18 protein-coding genes are annotated in these 17,962 nt (G+C 69.0%); 6 read left to right on the forward strand and 12 right to left on the reverse strand.

The genetic code is table 11. From position 1 onward, the window contains the following. Genes OG474_RS06800 through glgC form a run of 5 tightly spaced genes read right to left on the reverse strand, consistent with a single transcriptional unit; the run spans position 1 to position 5,708 of the window. The gene (locus OG474_RS06800; RefSeq protein WP_405061345.1) at positions 1 to 414 is read right to left on the reverse strand and encodes a RidA family protein; all 414 of its coding nucleotides are present in this window, start codon (positions 412 to 414) and stop codon (positions 1 to 3) included. After that, a complete protein-coding gene (locus tag OG474_RS06805) occupies positions 411 to 1,913 on the reverse strand; it encodes a 2-hydroxymuconic semialdehyde dehydrogenase (RefSeq protein ID WP_405061346.1) in 1,503 nt (500 codons plus the stop codon). The genes OG474_RS06800 and OG474_RS06805 overlap by 4 nt, the downstream gene beginning before the upstream one ends. Continuing rightward, entirely contained in the window at positions 1,910 to 3,205 is a 1,296-nt protein-coding gene (locus OG474_RS06810; RefSeq protein ID WP_405061347.1) for an FAD-dependent oxidoreductase, read from the reverse strand. Before OG474_RS06810 ends, OG474_RS06805 begins: the two co-directional genes overlap by 4 nt. After that, positions 3,202 to 4,443 (reverse strand): kynureninase, encoded by a 1,242-nt coding sequence (kynU, locus tag OG474_RS06815; protein WP_405061348.1) that lies wholly within the window; start codon positions 4,441 to 4,443, stop codon positions 3,202 to 3,204. The genes OG474_RS06810 and kynU overlap by 4 nt, the downstream gene beginning before the upstream one ends. Next, a complete protein-coding gene (gene glgC / locus OG474_RS06820; protein ID WP_405061349.1) occupies positions 4,440 to 5,708 on the reverse strand; it encodes a glucose-1-phosphate adenylyltransferase in 1,269 nt (422 codons plus the stop codon). Before glgC ends, kynU begins: the two co-directional genes overlap by 4 nt. Before the next feature lie 64 nt (positions 5,709 to 5,772). Here glgC and OG474_RS06825 point away from each other — a divergent pair, with 64 nt between their 5' ends. From OG474_RS06825 to OG474_RS06840, 4 genes are all read left to right on the forward strand, one after another. Next, positions 5,773 to 6,315, forward strand: coding sequence for a GNAT family N-acetyltransferase (locus OG474_RS06825; RefSeq protein ID WP_405061350.1), 543 nt, complete (start codon positions 5,773 to 5,775; stop codon positions 6,313 to 6,315). Positions 6,316 to 6,325: 10 nt separating this feature from the next. Further along, entirely contained in the window at positions 6,326 to 6,874 is a 549-nt protein-coding gene (locus tag OG474_RS06830; protein ID WP_405061351.1) for a GNAT family N-acetyltransferase, read from the forward strand. Between the two features lie 19 nt (positions 6,875 to 6,893). Then, positions 6,894 to 8,051: a glycogen synthase gene (gene glgA / locus OG474_RS06835; protein WP_405061352.1), complete on the forward strand. Its 1,158-nt coding sequence runs from the start codon at positions 6,894 to 6,896 to the stop codon at positions 8,049 to 8,051. Positions 8,052 to 8,122: 71 nt separating this feature from the next. Further along, entirely contained in the window at positions 8,123 to 9,364 is a 1,242-nt protein-coding gene (locus OG474_RS06840) for a hypothetical protein (RefSeq protein WP_405061353.1), read from the forward strand. 180 nt (positions 9,365 to 9,544) lie between these two features. Here the strand turns inward: OG474_RS06840 and OG474_RS06845 are convergent, their stop codons facing one another. Together OG474_RS06845 and OG474_RS06850 are read right to left on the reverse strand one after the other, a co-directional pair. Then, positions 9,545 to 11,062, reverse strand: coding sequence for a leucyl aminopeptidase family protein (locus tag OG474_RS06845; RefSeq protein WP_405061354.1), 1,518 nt, complete (start codon positions 11,060 to 11,062; stop codon positions 9,545 to 9,547). 132 nt (positions 11,063 to 11,194) lie between these two features. After that, positions 11,195 to 11,362 carry a DUF3117 domain-containing protein gene (locus tag OG474_RS06850; protein ID WP_132174389.1) on the reverse strand — a complete coding sequence of 56 codons (168 nt, stop codon included), beginning with the start codon at positions 11,360 to 11,362 and terminating at the stop codon, positions 11,195 to 11,197. Between the two features lie 164 nt (positions 11,363 to 11,526). Between OG474_RS06850 and OG474_RS06855 the strand changes: the two genes are divergently transcribed. Together OG474_RS06855 and OG474_RS06860 are read left to right on the forward strand one after the other, a co-directional pair. Beyond that, the gene (locus tag OG474_RS06855; protein WP_405061355.1) at positions 11,527 to 12,333 is read left to right on the forward strand and encodes a PaaX family transcriptional regulator C-terminal domain-containing protein; all 807 of its coding nucleotides are present in this window, start codon (positions 11,527 to 11,529) and stop codon (positions 12,331 to 12,333) included. A 33-nt stretch (positions 12,334 to 12,366) separates the two neighbouring features. After that, the gene (locus tag OG474_RS06860; protein WP_405061356.1) at positions 12,367 to 13,158 is read left to right on the forward strand and encodes an enoyl-CoA hydratase/isomerase family protein; all 792 of its coding nucleotides are present in this window, start codon (positions 12,367 to 12,369) and stop codon (positions 13,156 to 13,158) included. A gap of 213 nt (positions 13,159 to 13,371) precedes the next feature. Here the strand turns inward: OG474_RS06860 and OG474_RS06865 are convergent, their stop codons facing one another. From OG474_RS06865 to dapE, 5 genes are all read right to left on the reverse strand, one after another. Then, positions 13,372 to 13,932, reverse strand: a complete 561-nt coding sequence (locus tag OG474_RS06865) for a DNA-3-methyladenine glycosylase I (RefSeq protein ID WP_405061357.1) — start codon at positions 13,930 to 13,932, stop codon at positions 13,372 to 13,374. Beyond that, positions 13,929 to 14,408: an SRPBCC family protein gene (locus OG474_RS06870; RefSeq protein ID WP_405061358.1), complete on the reverse strand. Its 480-nt coding sequence runs from the start codon at positions 14,406 to 14,408 to the stop codon at positions 13,929 to 13,931. Before OG474_RS06870 ends, OG474_RS06865 begins: the two co-directional genes overlap by 4 nt. Next, on the reverse strand, positions 14,408 to 15,904 hold the full coding sequence (locus tag OG474_RS06875) for a DivIVA domain-containing protein (protein ID WP_405064548.1): 1,497 nt from the start codon (positions 15,902 to 15,904) through the stop codon (positions 14,408 to 14,410). Before OG474_RS06875 ends, OG474_RS06870 begins: the two co-directional genes overlap by 1 nt. 79 nt (positions 15,905 to 15,983) lie before the next feature. Next, positions 15,984 to 16,856 (reverse strand): TIGR00730 family Rossman fold protein, encoded by an 873-nt coding sequence (locus OG474_RS06880; protein WP_405061359.1) that lies wholly within the window; start codon positions 16,854 to 16,856, stop codon positions 15,984 to 15,986. Positions 16,857 to 16,893: 37 nt separating this feature from the next. Then, positions 16,894 to 17,961, reverse strand: a complete 1,068-nt coding sequence (gene dapE / locus OG474_RS06885) for a succinyl-diaminopimelate desuccinylase (RefSeq protein WP_405061360.1) — start codon at positions 17,959 to 17,961, stop codon at positions 16,894 to 16,896. Position 17,962 lies beyond the last annotated feature (1 nt).

A 17,962-nucleotide genomic window follows, 5' to 3' on the forward strand; every position in this document is an offset into this window, starting at 1 on the left:
TCATTCACTCCTTTGCGGGATCGCCGCTACGGCTTGAATCTCGATCAACAGCTGAGGATGTGGCAACTGATGGACAGCAACGGTTGTGCGCGCAGGACCGTTCTCGTCGAAGTACTCGCCGTAGACCTCGTTGTACCCACCGAAGTCGTTCATCGACACGAGGTAGGTCGTGACGCCGACCAGATCTTCCAGTCCGGCGCCGACCGCCGTCAGGATGTCCCGGATGTTCTCCAGTACGGCGCGCGTCTGCTCCCGAATGTCGAGCGTCGTCGTCCCCAGCTCGTCGACCGCCGCCCCCGCGATCGTGTTGTCGGGGCGCCGGCTCGACGTACCGGACACGAACGCGAAACCGCCCGCCACCTTCACATGCGGGAACCGCCCACGCGGCACCGCCTTGCCTGGCACGACTGTCATGTGAGCTCCACGCAGACGTTGGTCGGCTCGGAGTAGAAGTCGAAGGAATGCCGCCCGCCTTCACGTCCCACGCCCGAGAGCTTCATGCCGCCGAACGGCGTGCGCAGGTCGCGGACGAACCAGGTGTTGACCCAGACCAGGCCGACGTCCAGAGCCGCGCCGGCACGGTGGGCTCGGCCGACGTCGCGCGTCCAAACGGTTGCCGCCAGCCCGTAATCGCTGTCGTTGGCCAGGGCAAAGGCTTCGTCCTCGGTGTCGAACGGCGCGATGTGGCAGATCGGGCCGAACACTTCCTCGCGGTTGGTCCGGGCATCCGCAGCGAGCCCGGTCACCACTGTCGGTTGCACATAGCAACCACCATCGCGCGCGTCACCGAACGACGGTACGCCGCCACCCGCGAGGACGTCGGCACCTTCGGAGCGCGCGAGATCGTAGTACGAGAGGACTTTGTCGCGGTGCTGCTTGGAGATCAGCGGCATGTTCGCCGTGGCCTCGTCGGCCGGCCAGCCGTAGGCGAGTTCGTCGGCACGGGCCGCGAGCCGGGCGCAGAACTCGTCGTACACGGGACGTTCGACGTACAGGCGTTCGGTGCAGAGGCAGACCTGACCGCCGTTGGTGAAGGTCGAGCGGACCGAACCCTCGACGGCCGCGTCCAGATCGGCGTCGGCGAAGATCACGCCGGCGTTCTTGCCGCCGAGCTCGAACGAGACCGACTTGACCCGCTCCGCGGCCACCTTGGCGATCGCCGTCCCGGTCGCGGACTCGCCGGTGAAGGTGATCGCGTCGATGCCGGGGTGCCGGGTCAGGAACTCGCCGGCCGACGACGGACCGAGGCCGTGCACGAGATTGAAGACGCCATCCGGTACGCCGGCCGCCGCCATCACCTCGGCGAGCACGGTCGCCGAGGACGGGGTCTCCTCGGACGGCTTGACGATCACTGCGTTGCCGCAGGCAAGCGCCGGTGCGACCTTCCAGGTCAGCAGGAGGAGCGGGAGATTCCAGGGTACGACGATCGCTACGACACCGACCGGTTTGCGGACCGCGTAGTTGAGCGCGCGGCGTCCGTCAGCCAGCGTGGTCGTGTAGGACTCGGTTGCGATGGTGGTCGCGAAGTCCGCGAAGGTGCGGAAGTTGGCTGCACCGCGGGGGATGTCGAGCGTGCGCGCCTGGCTGATCGACTTGCCGGTGTCGCCGACCTCAGCGGCCACCAGGTCCTCGAACCGCCGCTCCAGCTCATCCGCTACGCGTCGGAGGACGTTCGCGCGCTCCTGCTCCCCCATCCGGCCCCAGGGGCCTTTGAGAGCGTTGCGAGCCGCTTCCACCGCCGCATCCACGGTGGACTCGTCTGCCTCGCACACCTCGAAGATCTGTTCGCCCGTCACCGGACTGACCTTGGCGAAGCGTCCTGGCGAGTCGACGAAGGAGCCGCCGACGTAGTGCTGCAGGAGCCCGACCTTCGTGGGCTGACCAGTTAGCAGCTCAGGCGTCCACAGCGTCATCGGCGTCTCCTCAACAACCTCAGTGCGACCAGTCCGATGCCGACGGCCGCCAGACCGACGTACTGGTGCTGGCGGTGCACCCGGCGCTGGACCTCGGCGTACGGCGTGGTGCTGAAGGACACCAGCTCGTAGCGGGAGACGTAGCGGCCCGGGAGGAGTCGCTCGAGGGCGTGCTCCACCCGCTTGGTCAACCGGAACACCGGCGAGGTGACCTTGTCGCGCATCTCGATGAAGTTGGTCAGAGCCATGTCTGCGATCGCTTCGGTGTTCTCGCGACGGCGTGCCTCGAAGAGCGGCAGTGCGCGGGCCCACGAACCACCTGTGTCGTCGAGGCAGCGGTCCAGCTCGACGACGTCCTCGAACGCACAGTTCGCGCCCTGGCCGTAGAACGGGACGATGGCGTGCGCTGCGTCGCCGATCAGGGCAGTCCGGCCGTGGGCCTGCCACGGCAGTGTGTGGACAGTGCCGAGCACGCCGACCGGGTTGTGCAGGTAGTCGTCGACCAGATCCGGCGCCAGCGGCAACACATCCGGGTAGTGCTCACCGAAGTACGCGATGATCGCGGCGTCCGTAGTGAGTGCGTCGAACGAGCCGGCCGGCCAGAACAGGGTGCAGGTGAACGAGCGGTCCGGGTTCGGGAGGGCGATCATCATCGACGTCCCCCGCGGCCAGATGTGCAGCGCGCCCGGGTCGAGCGCGAACTCACCGTCGGCCGCCGGAATCGACAGCTCCTTGTAGCCGTAGTCCAGGAAGTCGACGTCCTCGGCGACGATGCCTTCGGCAAGCAACTGCTCGCGTACGGCGGACCCGGCGCCATCTGCACCCAGAATCACGTCAGCTGTCGCGGAGACCTTCCCCGACGGCGTCTGGAACACCATCCGGCCGGCGGCCGAGTCCAGCTCGCACAACCGGTGCTCGAACTCCACCGACACGCCTTTGGCTGCAGAGGCCGCTGTCAGCAGTGCGTTGTTCAGTGTGCCGCGGCTGATCGAGTTGATCGCCCGGGCGCCACTGGCCGAGTACTGGTGGAAGTCGAGGTCTCCGGAGGCCGGATGGATCATCCGGCCCTTCATCGGCAACGCATCCGCCATCACCGTCGCATCCAGGCCGATCCGCCGCAGTGCGTCCAGACCGCGCTCGGAGATGGCCAGGTTGATCGACCGGCCGCGGTCCGCCGTCACCACGCGCGGATCCGCGCGACGCTCGTACAGGGTCACGGTCAGGCCGCGCCGAGCCAGGTAGCACGCGAGCAGACTGCCGGTCAGGCCGGCTCCGACGATCGCAACCTTCATCCCGCCATCACCTCGGCCAGCGCTGCCGCTGCGCGCCAGCAGTCGTGGTAGGTCGAATACAGCGGCACCGGCGCCAGTCGCAGTACATCTGGTTCGCGTGCGTCCGCGATCACGCCGTACTCGAACCGTAGCCGCTTGGACAGCTCACCCGCCGTCAGCGGGCCGCCGATCCGCAGTGAGAGCTGCGCACCGCGTCGTACCGGATCTGTTGGGGTGATCACCTGGAGCGGCACCTCCGCGAACAGCTTCTCCAGGTACGCCGTGAGTCGCAGACTGCGCTCGCGCAGCGTGCTGATGCCTATCCGGTCGAAGATCTCCAGCGACGTGCGGACCGGGCTCATCGAGAAGATCGGCGGGTTCGAAATCTGCCATGCATCCGCCGACGCGGGCGGACGGGACTCCGGCGCCATCTCGAACCGGGTGGATGCCTCAGTGCTCCACCAGCCCTCGAACCGCGGCCGGTCACCGCCCAGGTGCCGCTCGTGCACGAAGGCAGCGGCCAACGAACCAGGGCCGGAGTTGAGGTACTTGTACGAGCACCAGGCGGCAAAGTCCACGCCCCACTCGTGCAACTCGAGCGGCACGTTCCCCACTGCATGTGCGAGGTCCCAGCCGACTACTGCACCGGCTGCCTGACCGGCCTTGGTGATCGCGGGGATGTCCATCAGCTCGCCGGTCAGGTAGTTCACACCGCCCAGCAGGACCAGTGCGACCTCATCACCGAGCTGTTCGAGCACATCCGCCGTACGGAGGCAGTCTTCGCCCGGTCTGGGCTTCAGGCGGACGACAGCATCGTCGTACCCGTGGAAGCGTGCCTGGGACTGCACTGCGTAGCTGTCCGACGGGAAGGCCGAGTCCTCGATGAGGATGCGGTAGCGCGACGCCGTCGGCCGGTAGAACGACACCATCAGCAGATGCAGGTTGACCGTGAGCGAGTTCATCACCACGGTCTCGCTGGGCAGCGCACCGACGAGTCGGGCCGCCGGTCCGGTCAACAGCTCGTGATAGGGCAGCCAGGGCCGCTTGCCCTCGAGATGTCCCTCGACTCCCAGGGCAGCCCAGGAGTCGAGGTCCTCGAGCAGCTCGGACCGCGTGGCCTTCGGGCGCAGTCCGAGCGAGTTCCCGGCGAAGTACGCGACCTCCCGATAGCGACCCTCGGGTGCTGTCGGGATGTCGAACAGCTCGCGGTAGCCCGGGTCGGCGGCGTCCAGTGCGCGTGCCTCCGCCTCCGGGCTCATGCCTCGGCGACCTCGGGCTCCTCGACTGCCTTCACCGCGGGCGGGTCGACCACCTGCCCCTTGCCGAGCACCGTCACCCCGCCCTTGGACACGGTGAACCCGCGCTGCCGGTCGTAGTCGGGGTCGATCCCGATCTCGACCCCCGGCGGGATCACCACGTTCTTGTCCAGGATGACGTTCTTCAGCACCGCACCGGCGCCGATCGTGCAGTTGTCCATGATCACCGCGCGCTCCACCTGCGCACCGGCCCCGACCTTCACGTTGGAGCCGAGCACGGAGTGGTCGACGGTCGCACCGGACACGATCGAGCCCTGGCAGATGATCGACTCGCTGACGGTCGCGTTGTCGGTGAACTTCGCGCCGGGCAGCTGCGGGTGCGAGGTGAAGATCGGCCAGTCCGAGTTGTACAGGTTGAAGACCGGCTGGATCGAGACCAGGTCCATGTGGGCCTCGTGGTACGAGTCCAGCGAGCCGACGTCACGCCAGTACGAGCGGTCGCGGTCGAGCGCACCGGGCACGTCGTTGTCCTTGAAGTCGTAGACCCCGGCCTTGCCCTCGGCAACGAGCATCGGGACGATGTCGCCGCCCATGTCGTGCCGGGACGCCGGATTGGCGGCGTCCTTGCGCAGCGCCTCCACCAGGACATCGGCGCTGAACACGTAGTTGCCCATCGACGCGAAGGTCTCGTCCGGCGAGTCCGGCAGACCTGGCGGGTCCGCTGGCTTCTCCAGGAACTCCGCGATCGTGTGACCGTCGTCGGCGGTCTTGATCACGCCGAACTCCGACGCCTCGGACCGCGGCACCCGGATGCCCGCGACGGTGACTCCGTTGCCGCGGGCGATGTGGTCGGCCACCATCTGGGAGGCGTCCATCCGGTACACGTGGTCCGCGCCGAACACCACGATGATGTCGGGTTTGGCGTCGTTGATCAGGTTCATCGACTGGTAGATCGCATCCGCGCTGCCCTGGTACCACTGCGGGCCCAGCCGCTGCTGGGCCGGCACACAGGTGACGTAGTTGCCCAGGAAGGTGGACATCCGCCAGGTGATCGTGACGTGCCGGTCCAGCGAGTGCGACTTGTACTGCGTCAGCACACACAGGCTGCGGATGCCCGCGTTCACCAGGTTGGACAGCACGAAGTCGATCAAGCGGTAGCTGCCGCCGAAGGGCACAGCCGGTTTGGCCCGGTCCGCCGTCAGCGGCATCAGCCGCTTCCCCTCACCACCGGCCAGCACGATTCCGAGAATTTTGGGCGCCTTTGCCATGTCCGCACCTTAGCCTTGCGAACCGCGACGCATAAGCAGTTGCGAGTGTCGCGAGACTGGAAGCATGCCGACACTCACTCCGCCGACCGTTGCCGTTCACCACTCGTTCCTGACCGCTTGGGACGAGTTCGGCGCCGACAGTCGCTGGATGGGCGCCCGGTCGGTCGTGTCCGGCGTACCGGAGTGGACGCGGGAACAGGCCGCCGACCCTGCTGAATTTGCCCGGATGGTCGCGGCGATCGCGAGCGAGGCTTCTCCTGGGACCACGCTGGCTCCGGAGATGATCCCGCAAACGGTGCTCTGGTACGTCGACGGCGCGGAGTGGCTCGGCCGCCTCTCGATCCGGCACTGGCTCACCCCGGCCTTCGGTGAGGTCGCCGGACACATCACGTACGGCGTGCGGCCGTCGTACCGGCGTCGTGGGTACGCGACGGCGATGCTACGCGAGTCCCTGCCGGTCTCTGGGGCGCTCGGCATCGACCCTGCTCGGGTCACCTGCCTGGTGGCGAACGCGGGGTCGCGGAAGGCCATCGAGGCGGCTGGGGGCGTGCTGCAGGACGAGTACGAGGGCAAACTGCGCTACTGGGTGGCTACCGGCCGTGCGTAAGACTGGGAGGATGCCAACCCTCGTCGAACCCACTGTCGCCGTACACCGGTCGTTCCTGGCCGCCTGGGACGAGCTGCAGCCCGAGGAAGAGCGCTGGATGGGCGCGGAGACGTACGTCGGCGGCGAAGAGGAGAACTGGACCCGCGAGCAGGCAGCGGACCCAGGCGAGTTCGAGCGGCTCGTCGACGGTATCCGGGGCGCTGCCGACCCGGACTCCGTCCTGATGCCGGGCATCGTGCCCTACACGATCCTGTGGTTCGTCGACGGCGCGGAGTGGCTCGGCCGGTTGTCCATCCGGCACGTGCTGAGCCCGCAGCTGATGGAGATCGGTGGCCACATCGGCTACTGCGTCCGACCGTCCGTCCGCCGTCGGGGCTACGCGACCGAGATGCTCGTCCAGTCCCTGCCGATCTGTGCCGAGCTCGGGATCGACCCCGCGCTGGTCACCTGCGACGCGGAGAACGTGGCGTCGCGGAAGGTGATCCAGGCGGCCGGTGGCGAGTTGGAGGACGAGCGACACGGGAAGCTTCGGTTCTGGGTCGCGACTCATACGTCCTGATGACTTATCGTCGGAGCTTATGAAGGTCGCCATTCTGACGCGTGAGTTTCCTCCGGACGTGTACGGCGGGGCGGGGGTGCATGTCGACTTCCTGGTGCGCGAGTTGCGCCGGCTGCTCGACGTCGACGTGCACTGCATGGGTGAGCCACGGCTCGGCGCGACCGCCCACTCCGAGGACGACCCGCGGATCCCGCACGCGAACGCGGCCCTGCGGATCCTGTCCACCGACCTGACCATGACCGCGGCGGTCGGCGAAGCGCAGCTCGTGCACTCGCACACCTGGTACGCGAACATGGCCGGCCACTGGGCCAAGCTCCTGTACGGCGTCCCGCACGTGGTGACCGCCCATTCGCTGGAGCCACGGCGGCCGTGGAAGGCCGAGCAGCTCGGCGGTGGCTACCGGCTGTCGAGCTGGGCCGAGCAAACGGCGTACGAGGCAGCTGACGCGGTCGTGGCGGTCAGCCGTGGGATGCGCGACGACGTACTGGACTGCTACCCGTCGATCGACCCGGCCAAGGTGCACGTGATCTCGAACGGGATCGACGCCGACTTCTACCACCCGGACCCGGCGACTCATGTGCTGGAGCGGCTCGGTGTCGACCTCAGCCGGCCGTATGTGACGTTCGTCGGCCGCATCACCCGGCAGAAGGGTGTCCCGCACCTGCTCCGCGCCGGACTGCGGCTGGACCCGTCGGTGCAGCTGGTGCTGCTGGCCGGTGCGGCCGACACGGCCGAGCTGAAGGCGGAGACCGACGTACTGATCGATGAGCTGAAGGCGGCTCGTGACGGCGTGTTCGTGGTGTCGGAGATGCTGCCGCGCGAAGAGGTGCGGCAGGTGCTGACGCACGCGCTCGCGTTCTGCTGCCCGTCGATCTACGAGCCGCTCGGCATCGTCAACCTCGAAGCCATGGCGTGCGAGACGGCCGTGGTCGCGAGCGCGGTCGGCGGGATCCCCGAGGTCGTCGACGACGGCGTCACCGGGACCCTCGTCCGGTACGACGAGAACGACATCGACACGTTCGAGCGCGAACTCGCCGACGGCATCAACGAGCTGGTCGCCAACCCGGCCAAGGCCGAGGCGATGGGCAAGGCCGGTCGCTCTCGTGCGGTGACGGAGTTCGGTTGGGACGCGGTCGCCGAGCGCACGGTCGAGCTGTACAACAGCCTGCTGGGGTAGGGGTATCCCTACCCCCATTCGGGGGGTCTGCCTGATGGTGGCGGCCAGGTGTTCCCGGGTTGGCTGGAAGCATGACTTCACGAGCGATCCGGATCATCCCCACCGCCGTTGCCATCGGCGCATTGCTTGCCGCGCCGCTGTCCGCCTTCGCCATCAACCAACCGTCGCTGGCCGAGGCCGCTGTCGCCCAGGCGACCGTGCACGCGCCACGCGGCTCAGTCGTCTCCGCGGTCGAGATCGCCAAACACAAAGCCGCCGACCTCGACGCGCTCGGCGCTGACGCCGGCTTCGTCGGCGCCCCGCAGTCCCGGTACGACGTCACCGTCTACCGGCTCATCTACCGCACTGTCGACCCGACCGGGCGACCGACGACAGCCAGCGGCCTCGTCGTCCTGCCCGATGGCCGGAGGGGCGCACTGACCGTCGCCGAACATCTCCACGGGACGACCGCGACCAAGTCCTACGCCGCGTCCGTGGACGCCACGTCGACCGACCGGGTGATCACCGCCCTGTTCGCCGGCTCCGGCCTGGCCGCCGTCGCTCCCGACTACCTCGGCCTCGGGCTAGGACCCGGCAAGCACCCCTACATCGACACCAAGACCGAGACCAGCGCGTCGATCGACTTGTTGCTCGCGGCCCGTACCTTCGCCGCCCGGCACGGCGTCGCCCTGAAACCCGACGTACTGGTCACCGGCTTCTCGCAAGGCGGCCGCGCCACCCTGGGCGTCGGCCGAGCCCTCAGCCGCGGCGAGGCCGGCTCCTTCCGGCTGGGCGAGATCCGCGGCGTCGCCGGCCCCTACGACCTGCTCGGCACCGAGCTCCCCGCCGTCTTCACCGGCCAGGTCGAGCCCCACGTGGCCACCATGTACCTCGCCTACTTCACCACCGCCTGGGACCGCACCGTCGGCCTCTACAACAGCCCGCGCGAAGCCTTCCGCGCACCGTACGCCGACACCGTCGAGTCCCTTCTCGACGGCACCCACACCGAGGAAGAGATCGTCGCCGGCCTCCCCGACTCCCCGGCGAAGCTCTTCACCAAGCCCTTCCTCGAGCGCCTCAAGCACCCCACCGGCCGCTTCCGCCAAGCTCTCCAGGAAGCAGACCAGATCTGCCACAACTGGACCCCGCGCGTCCCCGTGCACTTCTACAGCGGCACCAAGGACACCGACGTGGTCCCCGCCAACTCAACCTCCTGCGCCACGTCCCTAACCACCCGAGGCGCCCACATAACCGTCCACTCCATGGGCCCCGTAAACCACTTCGGCACCGCCATGACCGCCTACCCAGAGATCATCCGCGCCTGGACCCCCTGACCCGCGGCCCCACTGCTGCCACCGCGCATCGCCGTACCGTCATCTCATGGGTTCACCCGTCCGCTTGTGGGTTCTGCACTCGCATGGGCGGGAACCCGCAACCTCATGGGGGAACCCATCAGATTGCATTGGCCGGGGATCGGCGGAGCGGTACGGGAAGGCGAGTGGGGTGGGGTGGGGTTAGGCGATGCCGGCGGTGGGGGTGGGGGTGGTCAGCCAGGTGGTGAGGAGGCGGGCGCCGGCGCCGGTGGCGCCGGCGGAGTATTCGTGGCGGTCGGCGGGGGACTCGGCGATGGAGGAGAGGTCCAGGTGGGCCCAGGGGGTGGTGCCGGTGAAGGCTTTGAGGAAGAGGGCGGCGGTGATGGAGCCGGGGCCCTTGGAGGAGTTGACGGCGTCGGCGATGGGGGTGGAGATGAGGTCCTGGTACTGCTCGGCCAGGGGCATCCGCCAGAGCTCTTCGCCGCTGACACGGCCGGCGTCGGTGAGGTTGTCTGCGAGGGCGTCGTCGGTGGCGAACAGGCCGCCGTACAGCATGGAGCCGAGCGAGACCTTGATCGCGCCGGTCAGGGTCGAGATGTCGACGACGACATCCGGCTTCAGCTCCTGGACGGCGTACGCGAGGCCGTCGGCCATCACCAGGCGGCCCTCGGCGTCGGTGTTCTTCACCTCGGTGGTGCGGCCGCCGAAGTGACGGATGACGTCGTCGGGCCGGTACGCCGAACCTGACGGCATGTTCTCGGCCGAGCAGATCAGGCCGGTGACGCGGACCTTCGCGCCCAGCTCGCGCAGCGCCGACAGGGTCGCGATCACCGAACCGCCGCCGGTCATGTCGCGCTTCATCGACACCATGCCCTCGCGCGGCTTCAGCGACAGGCCGCCGGTGTCGTAGGTGATGCCCTTGCCGACCAGTACGACGTACGGCGTCTTGTCGGTGGCGCCGTCCGGGACGTAGTCCATCCGGATGAGTCGGGGCGGGCGGGTCGAGCCCTGGCCGACCGCGAGGATGCCGCCGAACCCGTCGGCGGCCAGCTGCTTCTCGTCCCAGACCGTCACCTCGAGGCCGGTGGACGCGCCGAGCTCGGTGGCGCGGGCGGCCAGCCAGGCCGGGTCCTTCTCGTTCGAGGGGGTGATCGCGAACTGCCGGGCCAGCCAGCCCGTCCGCCCGATCACGATGCCGCGGTCGATGACGGCCTGCCGCTCGGCGGCGGAGCCGTCGGTGAGCGTCACCCGGGCGACCACCGGCTTGCCCTTGTCGACCGTCTTCAGGGTGTAGCTGAACGATCCGAGCACGACGCCCTCGGCGAAGGCCTGCAGCGCCTGGTCGTCGATGCCCTCGGCAACCACGGTGGTGAGCTCGTCCTTGCCGCGGCCGAACCGGGCGATCGCCGCGCCGGCGTGCCGCAGGTCCGTCGAGCCGGCGTCACCGGCGCCGACCAGCAGCACCTCGCTGACCTCGCCGGACAGCAGCGGGTAGGCCACCGTCGAACCGGCCGACGCACTGAAGCCGGCCTCCTGCTGCACCTCGAGCAACCGGTCCAGATCGACGCCGAGCCGCTCCCCCGCTTCCTTCGCCGCGGCGGGCAGACCATCAGCCCCGACCACGATCACCCAGGTCGGCGACCCGTGCACCGGCAAACCGGGCTGCCAGGCCACGGCCGGAATCGTCGGGTACGCGAAGGTGCTGGTGCGGCGAGCCACTGGTGGTTCCTCACTGGTCAAGTGTCAAAAGAAGTGCTGCCCAACCGTAACGACCCCGGCTGGTGCCGCAAAGGGCACCCACCGGGGTCGAAGGTCGAGAGGGAGTGCGGAAGAGGCACCCCGGAGAGTCGGTCAGCCGACGACGGCCTTCAGTGCGTTACCGAGATCGGTCGCCTCGTCGGCGTTGAGCTCGACCACGAGCCGGCCCCCGCCCTCGAGCGGAACCCGCATCACGATCCCGCGGCCCTCCTTGGTGACCTCGAGCGGACCATCGCCCGTCCGCGGCTTCATCGCCGCCATGCGCGCACCCCTTCCCAGTTCGGTGTTGAGCGACGACACCGCGCGGCAGACCGTCGCCGGCGCCGTGCGGTGATGCGCCGTCGGCGCGTATCGCAGTGTGTATCGCGACCCATTATCCCCGATCACAGGCCGAAGGCGCGCACCATACGGCAGACTCGGGTTTTGTGCACGCCCGTTCAGCCCTCTTCGACCTGTACGGCGACCACCTCCGCGCACGTGGAGCGCGGGCGCCGGTCGCCGCTTTGGTGCGGCTGCTCGCACCGCTGGGCGTCCATCCACCGGCCGTCCGGACCGCTGTGTCACGGATGGTCCGGCAGGCCTGGCTCGAGCCGGTCCGGATCGACGGCCAGCCCGGATACGCCTTGTCGACCCGGGCGCGCCGCCGGCTCGACGACGCGGCCGCCCGGATCTACCGGACCGGGGCCGACGGCACCGATCCGGACGGTGTTCCGGGCTGGGACCGGCACTGGCATCTCGGCATCCTGCACGAGGTCCCGAACGCCCGCCGCCGCGAGCAGCTGGCGAGCCAACTCGCCTTCCTGGGTTGGGCTCCGCTGTCCGACGGCGCCTGGGTCGGGCTGCGCAACGACGCCGAGGTGGACCAGATCCTCGAGGTCGAGGGGATCACCGCGGACCGCTTCCGGGCGCCGGTCGACGACGGCGCGATCGAGTTCGCCCGCCGGGTCTGGAAGCTCGACGAGCTCGGCGCGTCGTACGACGCCTGGCTGATCGAGGCCAAGGGTCTGGTCGACGCCGCCGGGGACGGCACCACCGACGAGCAGGCGTTCGCCGTCCGCTCCGAACTGGTGCACGAATGGCGCAAGTTCCTGTTCCTCGATCCGGGGCTGCCGGCCGAACTGCTGCCGGCCGGCTGGGCCGGTACCCGGGCCGCCGCATACTTCGATTTCCACGCGGAACGACTTGGCACCGCGGCCGGGCGTTTCGTCGACGACTGCCTGACACTGCACTGAATTTCCTCACCCACTGTCAAGGAGCTGACCACGATGAGTGACTCCGTCACGTACGGCGTGTCCGAAGGTGTCGCCACCATCACCCTGAACCGGCCGGACGCGATGAACGCGCTCGACATCGCCACCAAGGTGCTGCTGCGCGACACGGTCCAGGCCGCGGCCGAGGACGACGCCGTACGGGTCGTGGTGCTGACCGGAACCGGGCGGGCGTTCTGCGTAGGGCAGGACCTGAAGGAGCACATCGGGCTGCTCGAGGCGAACAACACCGAAGCGCTGTGGAGCACGGTGCCCGACCACTACGCGCCGATCGCGTTGGCGCTGGCCGAGATGCCGAAGCCGGTGATCGCCGCGGTGAACGGCGTCGCGGCCGGGGCCGGTGCGTCGATGGCGTTCGCGTGCGACTTCCGGATCCTGGCGGAGCCGGCCGGGTTCAACTTCGCGTTCACCGGGATCGCGCTGTCGTGTGACACCGGGATCTCCTGGACCCTCCCGCGGCTGATCGGTCAGGCGAAGGCCGTCGAGCTCCTGTACTTCCCGCGCACGATCAAATCGGCCGAGGCACTCGAGCTCGGGCTGGCGTCGTCCGTCGTACCGGCTGACGGCCTCGAGGCGGCCGCTGCCGAGCTCGCCGCCAAGCTCGCGGCGGGGCCGACGGTCGCCTACGCGTCGGTGCGGCAGTCGGTCGCGTACGCCGCGTCGCACACGCTGGCCGAGTCGCTTGCGTTCGAGGCGGCGAAGATGCAGCTGACCGGTGACACCGAGGACCACAAGAACGCGGTGGCGTCGTTCGTGGCCAAGGAAAAGCCGACCTTCACCGGTCGGTGAAGGTCGGCTTTCTCACGTTGGTGGACTCCCCGGCCACTTTCCGGTCGGGCGAGTCACGACCGGACAACCACCTGACGGACGGGGAGTCCGCTGAACACCACATCACGTTCCGTACCGGTAACACAACTCGTTCAGCCGTTTGTCTTTCAGTCAACGCGAATTGCACGATTTCGTGCGTTATGCACGTGCATTTGACCTCTGCAAACGCCCTGGTCAGCGGGCGATACAGGTGGCCAGATGGTCGTTCACAATGCCTGTTGCCTGCATCAATGCGTACGCCGTGGTCGGGCCGACGAAGACGAATCCGTTCTTCTTCAGCGCCTTCGACATCGCGACCGATTCCGGGGTTGTCGCGGGCACGTCGCCGAGCTTCTTCGGCACCTTCTGCTTGGGCGGCCGGAAGCTCCACAACAGGTTCGTGAGCTCGCCGTCGTCGAGCTCGAGCAGGGCTCGCGCGTTCGAGATCGTGGCGTTGATCTTCAGCCGGTTCCGGACGATCCCCGGGTCGGCCATCAGCCGGTCGAAGTCGTCGCTGCCGTACTTCGCGATCACCTCGGGGTCGAAGTGCGCGAACGCGGCCCGGAAGTTCTCCCGCTTGCGCAGGATCGTGATCCACGACAGGCCGGACTGGAAGGCCTCCAGCGTCAGCCGCTCGAACAGCCCGCGGTCGTCGCGGATCTCCTTGCCCCACTCGTTGTCGTGATACGCGATGTACTCCGGCGCCGAGGTCGCCCACTCACAGCGCGGCTGCCCGTCCTCGCCGACGACCGTCATACCGCGATCTCCTTCACCAGGCGCCGCAACGAGATCCGCATCATCAGCTCGAACGCCGGGCGGACGATCGGCCACGCCAGCCGCCCGAGCCTGCCGAACGGCGGGATCACGTCCTCGGACCAGGTGAACGCGCTGACGACCTTCGAGTCGGCCGGCGTGATCCCGCACCACACCCTCGGCTCGACGGCGAACGTGCCGGTACCCCGGACGATCTTCCCGAGGTGCTTCACCGTGCACTCGTTCGGCGGATCCCATTGCGTGATGACCATGTCGTCAGTGAACCCGATGCCACCGACAGAAGTTCGCGCCGCGACCCCGCCACCGACTCCGACGCCGTCCTGCCCGGTCGCCCAGACGCGCGTGAACAACATCCACCGCGACTGCCGCGACCAGTCCACCACGACATCCCAGGCGTCCTGCAGATCCAGCTCCAGCTCGACGGTCGCCTCGGCGTGACAGGTGTCGCCGGACGTCATCAGCTAGGACGCCGATAAGCCGGCTGCTCCGGCGGCGCACTGTGCCGCCCCTGAGCCCCACCATCCGCCGCAGGCGGCTCCCACGCCTCCCACCCCTCCTGCTCCTGCTCCGCACCCGGCCGCTGCACCCAATGCGGCACCGGAGCCGCCTGCTGCCCCGGTACGGCGGGCTGCTGGTACGGCGCGGGCTGGTCCGCGGACTGCTGAGTCGGCTGCTGCTGAGGAGCCACAGCCTGCTGGTACGGCGTCGGCTCGGCCGACTGCTGGTTCGGCGTCGGTTGGGCGGGCTGCTGATACGCCGCGGACTGCCCCTGCGACTGCTGGTAAGCCGACGGCTGCCCCTGCTGCTGATACGCGACAGACCCGGTCGGAGCCTGCCCCTCGAACTGCTCAGGAGCCGACGCGGCCTGCTGAGGTGCGGCGGGCTGCTGGAACGGGGCGGGCTCGGGCTCGAACTGGCCGGGTACCGGTGCTGGCTGCTCGGGGGGTGCGGAGGGCTGGTGCGCCGGGGACTCGTGGAACCAGGCGTCGGGTGCGGCTTGTTGCGCGGGCTGGGAGCTGAGGGCGTCAGGGGCTTGCGGGGCCGACTGCTCGGTGGGCTCGGTGGTGTGCTCGCTGGCCGGGCGGATGGTGGGCAGGCTGCCGGTGGTCGCCTCGAGGAGGGCGCGGGCCTCGGCCTGGGCGCGCTCGTAGTCGTTTGCGGCATCGGAGGCGGCGGTAGGCGGCGCGGGCTCCGTGGTGGCCGACTGCGGGTCGGCCTCAGCCACGGGCTCGTCTGTCGGCTGGGGCGCGGCCTCAGTTGTCGGGTGAGGTGCGGACTCGGCTGCCTGCTGGGATTCCGTTGCGGGCGGTTCCTGGGCTGCGGGAACCGCAACGGCCGGCATCGTGAACCCCGGAGCCGCAGCTACCGGGACCGCGGTGGGAGCCGTGGCCGAGCCCGGGCCGGAAGCCGTGCCGGAGCCTGGTGCGGGAGCCATGGCGGAGTCCGAAGCGGGGGCCGAAGCGGGGGCCGAGGCTGAGTCTGGGGCGGGAGCCGACGCGGAGGCCGTGGCTGAGTCCGGAGTGGCGGCCTCGTCCGCGGACGGGTCGGCGGTGTTGTCGGCCGGTGGGAAGTCGCCGCCGACGAGGATGGGCTGGTGGGAGCCGGTGTCGTCGAAGTCGGCGGCGGTGTAGCGGGCGCGGGAGGCGAAGCCGTCGCCGTCGGGGGAATCGAGGATGGGGGCGACGGCCCGCTCGAGGTCGGCGATCCGGCGGTCGCGTTCGGCGACCTCACGGGCGACGCGTTCGAGCAGGGTGTCGACCTCGTCCATCCGGTATCCGCGCAGGCCGACGGCGAACCGGACCGACTCGATCTCGGCGGAGGTCAGCGCCTGCCGCGCGGGGACGGTCATGTCGGGGCGATCGTCGTACGCCGGGCTCATGGCACCCCAACGTCCCGAGGCCACGACGGCGACAGCCCCGATCAACAACACCACGATCAACCCGAAGAACCACATCACGGGACCGATCGTGCCATGCCGATCCAGTCACCCGCACAATCGGCGGGTCCCGCAGTCTCGATCGGTGGGCAGCGACTCAGCTCCCGTCGGACCCGAGACGGCGCTCCTCGCGGCGTTCGCGGGCGGCCGGGTTCTCCGCCTCGGCGACCTGCTGGGCGGCGGTGGAGGCGGCTTCCTCGGCGGCCGCGTCGGCCAGCTCGGCGGCCTTGATGATGTAGCTCACGGCCTCGTCCACGGAGTCGGTGATCGTGAACATGTCGAGGTCGGCCGCCGAGATCTTGCCGTCGGCCAGCATGGTCTCGCGCAGCCAGTCGGCCAGCCCGCCCCAGTACGACGTACCGAAGAGGACCACCGGGAACGACGTGACCTTGCGGGTCTGCGCCAGCGTGAGCGCCTCGAACAGCTCGTCCAGCGTGCCGAACCCGCCCGGCATCACGACGAACCCCTGCGCGTACTTCACGAACATCGTCTTGCGGGTGAAGAAGTACCGGAAGTTCATCCCGATGTCGACCCACTCGTTCAGACCGTTCTCGAAGGGCAGCTCGATCCCGAGCCCGACCGAGACCCCACCGGCCTCGGACGCGCCCTTGTTCGCTGCCTCCATCACGCCAGGTCCACCACCGGTGATCACCGCGTACCCAGAGGCGACCAGCTTCCGCGCCAACTCCTCGGCGGCGAGGTACATCGGGTCGTCCGGCTTGGTCCGGGCCGATCCGAACACGCTGATCGCCGCACCGAGCTCGGCCAGCATGCCGAAGCCCTCGATGAACTCCGACTGGATCCGCAGCACCCGCCACGGGTCGGTGTGTACCCAGTCGGACGGCCCGCGGCTGTCCAGCAGCCGCTGCTCGGACGTGGACTGCTGCACCTGGTTCCGCCGCATGACGATCGGGCCGCGCTGCTGGTGACCGACCGCACGGTCGGGGTGGATCGAGGGTTGTTCTTCCATACCCCCAGATTAGGGCGTGGGGCGCCCAGAACCCCGCTTACGCCAGGTCGGTCAACCAACTCCTCAACCGCTGTTCACACAGCTCGATCTCGGCCTCCGGCACGAATTCATCCTGCTTGTGCGCGTACAGCGGGTCGCCCGGCCCGTAGTTCACCGCCGGTACGCCGAGCAGCGTGAACCGCGCGACATCCGTCCACCCGAACTTCGGCTTCGGCTCGCCACCGACCACCTGCAGGAACGCCGCAGCGGCCGGCCGCTCCAGCCCGGGCAGTCCGCCGGGTGCCGAGTCCGTGACGACGACGTCGTACCCGTCGAAGACCTCACGCAGGTGCGCCTCGGCCTCCGCCTCGGACCGGCTCGGTGCGAACCGGTAGTTGATCTCCACCGTGCACAGATCCGGTACGACGTTGCCGGCGACGCCTCCGGTGATCCCGACCGCGTTCAGCCCCTCGCGGTACTCCAGGCCGTCGATCGGCACCCGCCGCGGCTCGTACGCCGCCAACCGGGCCAGCACGCCCCCCGCCGCGTGGATCGCGTTGCGGCCCATCCACGACCGGGCCGAGTGCGCCCGCTCGCCGTGAGTGGTGACCTCGATCCGCATCGTCCCCTGGCAGCCCGCCTCGACGACGGCGTTCGACGGCTCCATCACCACCGCGAACACCCCCTCCAGCAGCTCAGGGTTCGACTGGGTCAGCTTGAACAGACCGTTGCGCTCCGAGTCGACCTCTTCGCAGTCGTAGAAGACGTAGGTCACGTCCCGGTTCGGCTCGGCCAGTGTGGCCGCGAGCCGCAGTCCGACGGCGACTCCGCCCTTCATGTCGCAGGCTCCGAGCCCGTGGATCAGCCCCTCGGCGCGCCGGGCCGGCAGGTTGTCGTTCAACGGCACCGTGTCGAGGTGTCCGGCGATCACGATCCGCTCCGCACGCCCGAGGTCGGTGCGCGCGACCACGGTGTTCCCATGCCGGAACACCTTCAGGTGCGAGTACGCCGCCAGCGCCGCCTCGACCTGGTCGGCCAGCGGCTCCTCGGTCCCACTGACCGACGAGATGTTGACCAGAGCCTCGGTGAGGTCCGGTCCGGAAACGGTCAGGTCAAGCTGAGTCATG

It is taken from the genome of Kribbella sp. NBC_01505 (assembly GCF_045040285.1).
Classification (GTDB): domain Bacteria; phylum Actinomycetota; class Actinomycetes; order Propionibacteriales; family Kribbellaceae; genus Kribbella.

Coding starts and splice junctions, on each gene's coding strand:
- OG474_RS06800 (WP_405061345.1), bottom strand. CDS start 414: ATGACAGTCGTGCCAGGCAAGGCGGTGCCGCGTGGGCGGTTCCCGCAT.
- OG474_RS06805 (WP_405061346.1), bottom strand. CDS start 1,913: ATGACGCTGTGGACGCCTGAGCTGCTAACTGGTCAGCCCACGAAGGTC.
- OG474_RS06810 (WP_405061347.1), bottom strand. CDS start 3,205: ATGAAGGTTGCGATCGTCGGAGCCGGCCTGACCGGCAGTCTGCTCGCG.
- kynU (WP_405061348.1), bottom strand. CDS start 4,443: ATGAGCCCGGAGGCGGAGGCACGCGCACTGGACGCCGCCGACCCGGGC.
- glgC (WP_405061349.1), bottom strand. CDS start 5,708: ATGGCAAAGGCGCCCAAAATTCTCGGAATCGTGCTGGCCGGTGGTGAG.
- OG474_RS06825 (WP_405061350.1), top strand. CDS start 5,773: ATGCCGACACTCACTCCGCCGACCGTTGCCGTTCACCACTCGTTCCTG.
- OG474_RS06830 (WP_405061351.1), top strand. CDS start 6,326: ATGCCAACCCTCGTCGAACCCACTGTCGCCGTACACCGGTCGTTCCTG.
- glgA (WP_405061352.1), top strand. CDS start 6,894: ATGAAGGTCGCCATTCTGACGCGTGAGTTTCCTCCGGACGTGTACGGC.
- OG474_RS06840 (WP_405061353.1), top strand. CDS start 8,123: ATGACTTCACGAGCGATCCGGATCATCCCCACCGCCGTTGCCATCGGC.
- OG474_RS06850 (WP_132174389.1), bottom strand. CDS start 11,362: ATGGCGGCGATGAAGCCGCGGACGGGCGATGGTCCGCTCGAGGTCACC.
- OG474_RS06860 (WP_405061356.1), top strand. CDS start 12,367: ATGAGTGACTCCGTCACGTACGGCGTGTCCGAAGGTGTCGCCACCATC.
- OG474_RS06865 (WP_405061357.1), bottom strand. CDS start 13,932: ATGACGGTCGTCGGCGAGGACGGGCAGCCGCGCTGTGAGTGGGCGACC.
- OG474_RS06870 (WP_405061358.1), bottom strand. CDS start 14,408: ATGACGTCCGGCGACACCTGTCACGCCGAGGCGACCGTCGAGCTGGAG.
- OG474_RS06875 (WP_405064548.1), bottom strand. CDS start 15,904: ATGTGGTTCTTCGGGTTGATCGTGGTGTTGTTGATCGGGGCTGTCGCC.
- OG474_RS06880 (WP_405061359.1), bottom strand. CDS start 16,856: ATGGAAGAACAACCCTCGATCCACCCCGACCGTGCGGTCGGTCACCAG.
- dapE (WP_405061360.1), bottom strand. CDS start 17,961: ATGACTCAGCTTGACCTGACCGTTTCCGGACCGGACCTCACCGAGGCT.